This is a genomic window from Cellvibrio mixtus subsp. mixtus J3-8 (assembly GCF_000766945.1).
Lineage (GTDB): Bacteria > Pseudomonadota > Gammaproteobacteria > Pseudomonadales > Cellvibrionaceae > Cellvibrio > Cellvibrio mixtus_A.
The window spans coordinates 7395-18706 of record NZ_KN266217.1 but is presented as its reverse complement, the minus strand read 5'-3'; the positions used below and the strand labels follow the sequence as shown (position 1 = coordinate 18706).

The 11312-nt window shown below is 46.1% G+C and carries 10 protein-coding genes and 1 pseudogene; 6 read left to right on the top strand and 5 right to left on the bottom strand.

Features of this window, described 5'->3' with window-relative positions; genetic code table 11:
• Window positions 1-147: 147 nt before the first annotated feature.
• From extI to A596_RS20985, 4 genes are all read right to left on the bottom strand, one after another.
• A complete protein-coding gene (gene extI, locus A596_RS21000) occupies window positions 148-1347 on the bottom strand; it encodes a selenite/tellurite reduction operon porin ExtI (protein ID WP_200882986.1) in 1200 nt (399 codons plus the stop codon).
• The gene (locus tag A596_RS22405; protein WP_052417765.1) at window positions 1344-2072 is read right to left on the bottom strand and encodes a cytochrome c3 family protein; all 729 of its coding nucleotides are present in this window, start codon (window positions 2070-2072) and stop codon (window positions 1344-1346) included. Before A596_RS22405 ends, extI begins: the two co-directional genes overlap by 4 nt.
• A gap of 54 nt (window positions 2073-2126) precedes the next feature.
• Window positions 2127-2474 (bottom strand): hypothetical protein, encoded by a 348-nt coding sequence (locus tag A596_RS20990; protein ID WP_039918627.1) that lies wholly within the window; start codon window positions 2472-2474, stop codon window positions 2127-2129.
• Window positions 2475-2541: 67 nt separating this feature from the next.
• Window positions 2542-4059 (bottom strand): hypothetical protein, encoded by a 1518-nt coding sequence (locus tag A596_RS20985; RefSeq protein ID WP_200882985.1) that lies wholly within the window; start codon window positions 4057-4059, stop codon window positions 2542-2544.
• Between the two features lie 416 nt (window positions 4060-4475).
• Here A596_RS20985 and A596_RS20980 point away from each other — a divergent pair, with 416 nt between their 5' ends.
• Window positions 4476-5294: a sulfurtransferase gene (locus A596_RS20980; protein WP_039918625.1), complete on the top strand. Its 819-nt coding sequence runs from the start codon at window positions 4476-4478 to the stop codon at window positions 5292-5294.
• Here the strand turns inward: A596_RS20980 and A596_RS20975 are convergent, their stop codons facing one another.
• Window positions 5295-5924, bottom strand: a complete 630-nt coding sequence (locus A596_RS20975) for a hypothetical protein (protein ID WP_039918623.1) — start codon at window positions 5922-5924, stop codon at window positions 5295-5297. It abuts the gene before it with no gap.
• Window positions 5925-6248: 324 nt separating this feature from the next.
• Here A596_RS20975 and A596_RS20970 point away from each other — a divergent pair, with 324 nt between their 5' ends.
• The 5 genes and pseudogenes from A596_RS20970 to A596_RS23660 all read left to right on the top strand — a co-directional run.
• Window positions 6249-7646 (top strand): efflux RND transporter periplasmic adaptor subunit, encoded by a 1398-nt coding sequence (locus tag A596_RS20970; protein WP_052417764.1) that lies wholly within the window; start codon window positions 6249-6251, stop codon window positions 7644-7646.
• A gap of 49 nt (window positions 7647-7695) precedes the next feature.
• The gene (locus A596_RS20965; RefSeq protein ID WP_235425803.1) at window positions 7696-8418 is read left to right on the top strand and encodes an ABC transporter ATP-binding protein; all 723 of its coding nucleotides are present in this window, start codon (window positions 7696-7698) and stop codon (window positions 8416-8418) included.
• A 23-nt stretch (window positions 8419-8441) separates the two neighbouring features.
• Window positions 8442-9803: an ABC transporter permease gene (locus tag A596_RS20960; RefSeq protein ID WP_039918622.1), complete on the top strand. Its 1362-nt coding sequence runs from the start codon at window positions 8442-8444 to the stop codon at window positions 9801-9803.
• A 64-nt stretch (window positions 9804-9867) separates the two neighbouring features.
• Window positions 9868-11076, top strand: a complete 1209-nt coding sequence (locus A596_RS20955; protein WP_039918620.1) for an ABC transporter permease — start codon at window positions 9868-9870, stop codon at window positions 11074-11076.
• Window positions 11077-11108: 32 nt separating this feature from the next.
• A pseudogene (locus tag A596_RS23660) lies at window positions 11109-11312 on the top strand (response regulator); the annotation flags it as partial.

The following is an 11312-nucleotide window of genomic DNA, read 5'->3' as shown; positions in this document are numbered from 1 at the left end:
GACGGCGACGGTTTGTCGCCGTCGCGGCTGCAGTAAGAGACCCCTGCATACATTAACCCTTTACTACAAAATGACGTGGCCCTTCATTAACCAATGAAAAGTTTGCTTACAAAAAACGCGCTCTTTTCATTGCAAAATTAATGGCTATTACAAAATAAATTGGAAGCCAACAGTCGTTTGATAGTTGTCCTGTAATGACGGCACCGATTCCACCGGGTTCGCATAATCATTGCGACGGTATTCAAGCGTTAATTTAATTTTCTGGCCATCCAGATAATAATTCGCACCACCGCTGAATACGCGCCTGTCCAGGCTGCCGCCGGGAAGGTTGTATTCAGTACCGTCATGACGGGCAAACAATTGCAAACGGCCGGGACCAATTGTATTTGGGAACAAATAACCGGCTTTCACATACATACCCTCTTGCTGGGTATTGGATGGCAATTCCGGGTCCGGTAATAAATTAATCGCATCGCCTAAATCGTAATTAAAATAGGCTGCCGAAAATGTGTAGGTACCACTCTTGAATGGATACTCCACAAAACCATCTACCGTCCACGCCGAATAATCTTTTATATCTTCACGGTTTTGATAATCCGCGTAAGCAGCATCGGCTTGATAATCATACGCAGCACCGATGGTTAAAATTTTGCGCGTTCCTAAATAAGTGCCGCGATAACCGTAATCGTATTCCGGGTCCAAAAAGCTCCAATGCACGCGAGTAGTCACGCGCGGTGATTTGATTGGGACATAATCACCTTCACGACCATCGGCAATCATGAGGCGGTATTGAAATGCCGCATCGGCTAAATTACCCCAAATGGCAGCACCGGTATCACGCGTGCCGGCAAACGGTGTATAGGAAATATCGCTGCGATCCAGTGTCAACGGCTCAAGGCACGCTTCCAGGTTTTCGCGCGAGAAGGTATTTTTGAAGCGGCCGATAATAAAACGATACTCATCGGAATAATCGAGCGTCACATACGCATCGCGGTAATACACTTCGCGATCATCATTGCCGGCCTTGCTGTCATTACCCGCCTCAAGCTGCGCGTAAAAACCGACGTAGTCGTTGTATTGGCCCGATAACGTAATGCGATTGCGGCGCAAGTAAAAATCGGTAGAACTGCCATCGTGATTGTTAGAGGTGTAACTGCTGTTAGTCGCCCAGGCTTGCAAGGCGTAATTAAACTGCAGCGAACCTGAATCACCAAAGTCAATTGTTGGACCGGCGTAGGCAGCGCTGGATGAAGCGGCTACCAGCGCAAGCACTAATGGATTGTTCACAATACTTTTTTTAGCGCGACTAGTTTTCACGCTGTTGCTTTTTACGGTAAGGTTTTTCACGGTGCGGCACCTTCAGAATTTTCAAATAAGCGTGGATGGCTGGCGCGGTAAACGGGAAGCAAGCGCGTAATGTCGTCGGCCGAGTGGCAAGTCGCGCAGGTTTTTTCCGGCGCGGCAGCAGCATTCACAATTAAATTTTTGTGGGCAATTTCCTGCTTGAGGATGCGCGGATTGCCCTGGTGACAACCGGTGCACGAATAATTCACGCTTTTATGCTGTGCATGCCAGGGAGCACCAACCGGTGAATAGTTCGGTGCTTTTGCCCGTTTGTCGTTATGGCAACGGAAACAACTGGATGCACCCAAACCACAGGCATTCGCGAATGCAATCGGCGATAACTGCTGCGCTTGTGTGTGGATAATTTCCAATGCTTCCGAGCCCCAGCCATCGTCTGCAGAATTTTCTTTCGCAACATTTTTTGTAACAACATCGGCTGAAGAATAAATTCCTGTTGGTGAATCAGTTGTAGCACCAGTGGTCGCGATAACTGCATCAACAATAATTTCCAGAGCGCCATCATGTGATGTACTACGGTCTGTTGAGGACTGGTTATGCGCTGGCGAATGACTGGCAATAGCCTCACTACTATGCGATTCCCAATAAAAACTACCCAACGCAATAGCGGTGCTCACCACAAACACTCCCACCCACAAAATGGAAGTCAGTGCGGTAACTTTCGCCAGTTTCGTTACACTTTTTACAACAATGTGATTAAGCGATTTCACGGTTATGTACCTTTGTGTTTTACCGGATGTTTTCCGGTTGCGGTTTCACGGTTGTTATTCCTGTTTGGTTTTCTGCGCTTTTTTAATATCGTTTTCGGTCAGGCCATCGGCACAGAGGCACACGGGGCCATCGCGAAAACGCAAACGCTTTGATTTTTTCTCCAGCTCTTCACTGACCGGATTTGCAGCCGGACTCGAGTGATCTTTCACCGGATCAAGCACTAATTGTTTTTCCATACTTTCTATTTTTTCTGCTATTGCAATTTTTTCATTAGTTGCTTTCTCGATTGTTAAAGCCTCATCAGCCTGCACTGACAGTGGCAATAACAGCGCGCCCAAAAACAACAGAAAAAAAGCACCCTGCACTCCTGAAAAAGGAGTGTTGTTGGTAACGAAAGTCATAAGTATTCTCCGCCGTAGATGGGCCGTTCAAGCGATGATCAACCGGCCCATCAAATTGAAGCGATGATTAACCGCCGCACGGATTGGGTGGCAGGACCACACCACCTTTACTGCTACTGCTGCCACTGCTCGCGGCGCTACTGGTAGCGGCCGGGCGAATATAGGCTTTGTCTTCGTTGATAACCTGATGCGTATGCGCACCGAAGCCGTCAACGATACGGGGAGTCGCCGTGGTGAATTGCGCATCGCGTGCGTTAATTAATTCCGGTTTGTTCGGAAAATACGGCGCAGATAACGATGCGGTATCCCAGGGTGAATTTTTCGCAAGAATTAAATTGCCGTTCTTGTCGGTGAAGCCGGCGCTCAATGAATTCCATTCAATCATCGAGGCATCGTAAATACGGGTTGGCAATCCCAAAATAACGACAGCCGCAACTTGGGTCACCGCCGCGCGTGCTGCGGTTTCACACCACAAAATAATCTGGTCGCCTTTTTGATACGCATTACCTGCACCAACGTGTTGATAGGTTCCATCAACAAACCCTTTGCCGGCCGCATCGATATTGCCCTCCAGATAAGAACGCAATTGCGCTTTGGTTTTAAATAAACCGGTTGAGGTATCAATCAAATTGGTCCAGTTCAAATTCAATGCACCGCGTGGATGGCTTTGGCGTGGTGCGTTATTTTGGAAGCTGGAATAACGGTTCGCCAATGCACCACCCGCTTCACTGGCTTCACCCGCACTGAATTGGTCCAGGCTGCGGCCATCCCATAAAAAATAACCATCTTTGGTATTGTTGGTGTCGTGGGTTGGCAACACATTGATCAAATCTTCCATGGTCGCTTGCAAAATGGTGTTATCAACACCCAGGTCGCGCACGCTGCTGATTTGTTTGTTAATAATCGGGCTCGGTTGGTTAGCAACAGCGCCATTAAATGGTGTTGCAGTGAAATCATCCGCAGTCCAGGTGCCGCTCAGGAAATTATTTCCACCGTCGAGGATCGCGAGGTTTTTCGCATCCACGCCCCAATAACGGAAGGTGTACCAGCAGCGGCCCTGATCCATTGCCGCGCTGCCGCCCGTGCCTTGCGCGCACAAAATTAAATCGTTTTTCAAGTCGATGCCGTAGCGACGCACCAATGCATCGGTAGTCTCACCGGAAATCACAATACCTTCGATTTCAGTCACGCCATTAAAGCGCGGCTCACGCCAGGTGTTTTCCAGGTAAGTAAATACGGTGTTGTTGTTTGGTTTGATAAATTCAAAACCGGCGCGGCCTTTGGTCGCCTGGAAAATTACCAGCTTGCCGGTGATACCTTGCGGGCGTTCTTTTTCCCAATTGCCAATCCAGCGCTTCAGGGTTTTACCGGTGATCACACCGTTGACGTTATCGTCATAATTTTCCGCTGATTCCTGCGCGATATCCTTCGGTGTATTCACCTTGATTTGCGCAACAGGTGGCGTTGTAGTGTCAGGTTCTTTTTTGCTGGCTTCACCACCGCAACCCACTAATGAAAGGCTGAGAGTGATTAATAAGGTAGCGGTTAATGGTCGTTTACGAAGGTGATGAATGGTCGATTTCATTGTAATAATCCTGTGCTTGGTAAAAAAAAGACAAACGAATACCTGCCGCCGAAGGTATTAGTTATCTAGTAACCAGGCGGGTCTTTAACGAGAATTTCCGTAAGTGCAATGCTGTAAGCGCGCGGAAAAATAAACATTTCTGCGTGCGATTTTTTAAAAGTCCTTAACTTCTTCCGGGATAGACAGTTCCTAAAAATCAGGTAGTCCTTTGCTGCGGGGGGCTTGCCAGCTGATAAGCGCGAATACATAAACTGTGTATTCTGGTGACAATGGTAGTCGCATGTGCAGGCTATGCCAATCCAATATCCGTTAGAAATTAGAACCATTTTTTATATGCTAATAACTTATTTAAAGTTCAATCGCGGCACAGGGCTTTGTTATAGTCTCCCAACCCTATATTCCGGATTGGCGAAACTATGGCTAAATTACCCCTGATAGTGAGCGGAGAGTTATTAAAAACGCACCTAACTGACGAAAATGTGACCATTGTTGATGTGGGCAAACCAGCGATCTATGAGCAGGCGCATTTGCCCGGCGCCCTGCCCCTGGACTATCGCCGCCTGCAAAAAGGTGAGCTTCCCGCCCCCGGCCAATTGCCCGCATTGGGCGATATTGCACAACTACTCTCCTCGCTCGGTATTACACCGGATACCCATGTCGTTGCTTATGACGATGAAGGCGGAACCCGCGCAGCGCGTTTTTTATGGTTGCTCGATGCTATTGGCCACGCGCATTACAGTTTCCTCAACGGTGGCATCCACGCCTGGCTCGCCGATGATTTGCCTTATGAAGTCACCGCACCGGTCGCTACACCATCCGCTTACGGCGTTGAATTATTCGATATGAAAAAACAAATCGATCTGGATTATTTGCGCGCGCATTATCGCGATGAGAATTTACAAATCTGGGATGCACGCACCGCAGAAGAATTTTCCGGAGAGCGCGTGTCGGCACAACGCGGCGGTCATATTCCCGGTGCGATCCATTACAACTGGGAACAGGCAATTGATCGCACTAACGATAATCGTTTGCGCGACCTGGAAGTGATTCGTGCAGAATTAATTGCAGCAGGAATTACCGGGAAGAAAAAAATTATTACGCATTGCCAAACCCATCATCGTTCCAGTTTTACCTGGTTGTTGGGTAAAGCATTTGGCTTTGATATTGCGGGTTATCCCGGTGCCTGGGCAGAATGGGGCAACCACTCTGAAACACCGGTAGCCACAGGAAAATAATTATTTATCCCAACGTTTACGACTGGAAAGCAACACGAGAAACCCCGTCAAAACTAATAACAGCACTGGTGGCTCTGGCAACGAATAGTCATAACTTAAGTTGTCCACACTGGTGCTGACCCGCAAATTATAAAATGTTGAAAGGCTGATACTGGTGATTCCTTCAGGCGAATAAAAGCTTACTAACTGATGCGGGATATAAGGCGTGTTTTCTTCAAAGGGGCCACCATAACCATCCGTTTTTTTACTTTCATTCCATCCATTCAAACCTACAGCATCGATAAATACTGCCTGGTCATAAACAGCATCCACAAAAAAACTGACGCGATTGGGAAAATTATCAACAAAGAAAAGGGTGAGCGAAAGGCTGCCTAATAATTGATTGTCATTAGTGCCATCGGGGCGCTTTTCTCCTGACAAATAACCGCTGTCAACCAGTAAGCCTTTGTCGCGATATTGATCGGTAATGGGGTTATCGCAAAAGCAGCCACCATCCGGATCGTGATAAACATCAATATCGTCAAAATCAATTACCACTGCGGCGGCATTGCAGGAAAAAATTACAAATACAGCTGTCAGAATGACACGCAAATATTGCATCGCTGGTGTGAATCCTGTGCGCTCGCTCATAAAAACCTCCAGATTCCTTCGCGTTTGGGTTAAACATCTTATCGGGATCAAGAAACTAGCAACAACAACGCCAATATTTTTATTTATGTGTCTTACATTGATGCGTGACTATTTTGCCTACTCGCATACCCTCTGTGTCCGCTCTCCGCACGGACACTTGAAACGGACACATTCCACATCAGCATATCCGCAAAATTCCTTGTAAATTCAATGCTTTATTAAATTGGCATTGCAACTGCAATGCACCCGCCAGGCAATCTGCCAAATGAAACCCAAACAGCCTGGTAGCGCTGGCCGTGTATTGAAGATTAAGGATTCAACCTGATGTCCGAAGCACTGCAACACAACACCTTCACCGTTGAAAAACCCGCTGACGCATCAAACGGCGGAACTCGGGACCAAGCGGCGTTCGACACCGGAATTAAAAGTACAGGCATTAAAAGTACAGGTATTCAAGGCACAGCAAAACAGGACGTAGCTGTGTCTGCACAGCCCTTTGCAGTTACCCCGATTACTATAATTGTGTGCGGTTTTATCGGATTAATTACGCTGGTTTCTTTCTGCTGGTGGTTGTGGCAGGAACAATTGCACACGGATATGCGTGTGAAGCGCGCTGAGTTGCGTATCGCATCGGTAACACGCGGCGATTTGCGACGCGAAATTGCAGCTACGGGAAAAATCGTCGTCGCCAACAGCCCCACACTTTATAGCAGTGCCGATGGCATAGTGACTTACAACGTAAAAGCGGGCGATAGGGTTAAACAAGGGCAATTATTGCTGAGCGTGGAAAGCCCAGCGCTGACCAGCCGCTTTCAACAAGCGAATGCGGTATTGGCTCGGTTGCAAACTGAACTGGCGGGACGCGAACTTTCCGCGCAAAAAAATCAACTGGAGGCAAAGCAAGCCTTACAGTTTTCCGAACTAACCTTGCGCAATGCACAGCGGGATTTTTCCCGTTATGAACAGGGGTTCAACAAAGGCTTTGTATCGCGGCAGGAATTTGAACGCGCTGAAGAAAATTTACATATCGCCGAATTAAAAGCTCAACAGGCCCCTGAACAACTTATATTAATAACCCGGGTCACCAAAACTGAAATACAAAACACCGCCAAACAAATTGAAGAACAACAATCTATCGTCAACGAATTGCTGCGCGAAGTTAACGCATTACAAGTAAGGTCGCCGGTGGATGCAATGGTAGGTAATTTGTCGGTCAACCAAAAAAGTGCTGTCGCTATGCATCAGGCATTAATCACCGTGATTGATTTATCTCACTATGAAGTAGAAATAGAAGTACCGGAAAATTATGCGCCGGAGTTAGTCCCGGGAATGGCGGTAGAAATAAAACTCGACAATAACATTTACACCGGTGCAATCATCGCCATAGCGCCCGAGGTAAATGCAGGCCAGGTAAAAGTACGATTGAAATTTACCGGAGACGAGCCGCAGCACTTGCGCCAGAACCAACGCATTACGGCGATCATTTTATTGGAGGTACGTGAAGGTGTACTAAAACTGCCACGAGGCCTTTACGCCGAATTGGATAATGGCAAAAGTGTTTTTAAAGTCAACGGCAATAAAGCGATCAAGACTCCGGTGACCTACGGCGTGTGGGGGCTGGACGATATTGAAGTCACCAACGGGCTGACATTGAACGATGAGATAATCGTTTCAGATACCTCCGCCTTCCGCGCGGCACAATCACTTTACATAAAGCAATAATATTGCAACGGTAAAACATACAACCATGCACACAACACGAGTGTAATCCATGAACCAGGCACAGATAAAACAGCAGGCGGAAACCGCAAAAACCATGTTTGCAATGGAAAATATCAGCAAAGTGTACCGCACAGAATTAATTGAAACCCATGCATTGCGCGATTTTACACTGCAAGTCAATGAAGGTGAATTTGTGGCAATTACCGGCCCGTCCGGTTCCGGCAAAACAACATTCCTTAATATTGCCGGGCTATTGGAAACCTATAGTTCCGGTCATTATTTTCTGGATGGCGTTAATACACGCGATTTAAACGATAAGCAATTATCACATCTACGTAATACCAAAATCGGTTTTGTATTTCAGGGTTTTAATTTAATTCCCGATTTAAATGCATATGACAATATTGAAGTGCCTTTGCGCTACCGCAATATGAACCGCAGCGAACGCAAGGATCGCGTGCAACAGGCGCTGGCCCGTGTAGGTTTGGAATCGCGCGCAAAACATTTTCCCGCACAATTATCCGGTGGCCAGCAGCAGCGAATTGCGGTTGCCCGCGCAATTGCGGGATCACCTGCATTTATCCTCGCCGATGAACCCACCGGCAATCTGGATTCGCTAATGGCACGGCAGGTAATGGAGCTACTGGAAAACATTAATGACCAGGGGACCACTATTATTATGGTTACGCACGATCAGGATCTCGCGCGGCGAACACAGCGTCATGTCCAGATTATTGATGGTCAAGTCACCGAAATGTTTAAACATTTTTAGGGAATACCATTAAAGGAGAAACTATGTTTTGGTATCAATATCAATTGGCGCTGCGTTCAATTCGTAAAACGCCGATCCTGAGCTGTGTGATGATTTTTATATTGGCAACAGGTGTAGCTGTTACCACGATTTGCTACACCCATTATCACCATTTAAAGAAGAATCCGCTCGCCCACAAAGATGAGCATTTATTTTTATTACAAACGGATTCCTGGGATGAAAAAACACAATATGAAAGAACACCTAATCATCTCCCTCCCCTGCACAGTTATCGCGACAGTGTTGCCCTGCTTGCCAGCGATATCCCCTTGAGGAAGACCGCCATTACCAAGTGGGGTGGCTCAATGCATAATCCGGAAATACAACAAAAAGCTATTTTTGTACGCGGCAATATCGTTACGCGTGATTTTTTTGCTATGTTTGAACGCGAGTTTATTTATGGTGGAGCCTGGAATGCAATAGCAGACCAGCAGTTTCAAAATGTGATTATTCTTAACGAAGACGTCAATCAAAAATTATTTAGCGGCGACAATAGTATTGGCAAAAGTGTGATGTACGAAAACATCCAATATCAGGTTGTGGGTGTTACAAAAAAAGTCCAGCACAGCAATCCCACCTATGACATTGCACAATTTCGTTGGCCACAACCTGACGCACAATTTTATATTCCTTTTTCGGTAATAAAAGCGGCTGAATTTGGTGCATGGACAAGATACGAATGCCCGCAGGATTTACGCGATTATGGTTCTCACTGGTATCAACCACGGCTCATCAATAGCTGTATCTGGATTGGCCTGTGGTATGAATTTGCCGGCGAAGAACAAAAACACCAATTTGAAAATTTTGTCCGCAATTATATTCAGGATCAAAAAAAGGCAGGTAATTATCCTCGCCCGATCCGCTTTGCATTGTCGAGCATTGGCGATTATATGCAACTTAACCAACAGGGTTATGATGAGGATAAAACCACTATTTATATAGGTTTTTTTACGCTATTGGTTTGCACATTGAATTTTGTCGCCCTCCTGTTGGCAAAATTTATGCGTGCATTACCGGAATCCGGTGTAAGGCGCGCATTGGGCGCAAACCGTCGGGTGATCTTTGCGCAACACCTTATTGAGAGTACCACGCTCGGAAGCATTGCTGCAGTCCTGGGTATGTTAATGACCTTCGCGGGCTTGTTATATCTACAACTCGTGTGGAAATCTGCCCCGGCACCCTCGAGTGGTTTGCCAGTACAAGATAACACTGTGTTAATGGAACCCGATTTTTATCTAATGACAGTTTGTGTGTTAACGGCGATTGCCGCAAGTATTTGCGCCGGGCTCTACCCGGCCTGGCGCGCATGCAAGGTTCCTGCTGCAAATTATTTAAAAATTCAATGATATTTTTAATTAAATAATACGCAGATAAAAATTAATAACACCGGGTTAACAATAAGGTATTAACATGTTTTCGCTACCCCCTGTATTAAAGCCGTTACTACGAAAAAAATTGACTGTGGTATTGCTGGGCTTGCAAATTGCGCTGATTACTATGCTGATTAGTAACCTGGCACATATTCTTAACGAGATGGATAATTATTATAAATCACCGACCGGAATTGATGATAAACACCTGCTCTGTTTTACCTTGCGCAATCCGTCAGGAACAAAAGGTATTGCGTTAGCGGATGGATTGCGCGACCTTGAAAAAATCAAGGCAATTCCCGGCGTAGTCGATGTAGCCAGCGTTGACGCAACACCACTTGACCATGAATACAACCTTAAAACCGGAAGCTTTAATACCAGCCTGGAACAAAATAATGAGCAGATTGCATTTGTCCGCAGTAATGTATCACCCAATGCATTGGATACACTCGGATTACGCTTGCTGGCAGGGCGCAAATTTGAAAGCAGTGATATGGCATTTACGTATAAATCCTACCCACAGGTTACTATTATTACCCGGGCATTAGCCACGGCGTTGTTCGGGGAAAACAATAACGCTATAGGTAAAATGGTTTATGAAAAAGATAAACAATATGAAATCATTGGTGTGGTTTCTGATTGGAAAGGCTTCGCGCCGCAAATTTATCGCTTCGAATCCACCGCTTTTTTTCCGGAATACAACGAAATCAATAATGAGTTCCGCTACCTGATTCGCACTCACTCACCGGAGGTCCGTTCAGTAGTTATTCAAGCGGTTGAACAATACCTTATGCACCAGTATCCACAAGGCCTGATCTTTTATGCAGACAAACTGGACGCTATTGTAAACAAGTATATGAACCGCGGTACCCTGGCATTACTTAAACTGATTACGCTGATATTGACGCTAGCATCTATTATCGCAATTGCCGGACAAGCCTATTTTTCTGTACACCAACGGCGCAAGCAATTAGGTGTATTGCGCGCGTTGGGTGCAACACGTACCAAACTCATTGCACAAATTTTGTTAGAAAATGCAGCTATCGTTTCCGTTGGTTTATCATTAGGTGTTGCGCTGGCAATGTTGCTAAGTCATTTCTTTTATAAAACCACGGAAATTGTCGCACTTTCGCCCTGGTTTTTATTGACCACAGCTTGCGGTATTTTTGCAATCTGTTTGCTCAGTGCCGCTATACCGGCATTGCAAGCAGGAAAAATTTCTCCCAGCCTGGCAACGCGTACTTTATAATTCTCCCACAATAATTTTTGTGCATGGCATTTATGGCTAATATTCTGGTACTCGATGACAATCCGGCAGTGCTGACCTCATTGCAAATATTATTTTCAATGAATGGCTTGCCGTGTATTACCAGCGAGTACCCCTCCCATGCGCTGGAGTTGATTAAGCAAGGCACTGTTTCGCTGGTCATTGCCGATATGAATTTCCAACGGGAAACTACCAGTGGCGAAGAAGGTAAACGCTTT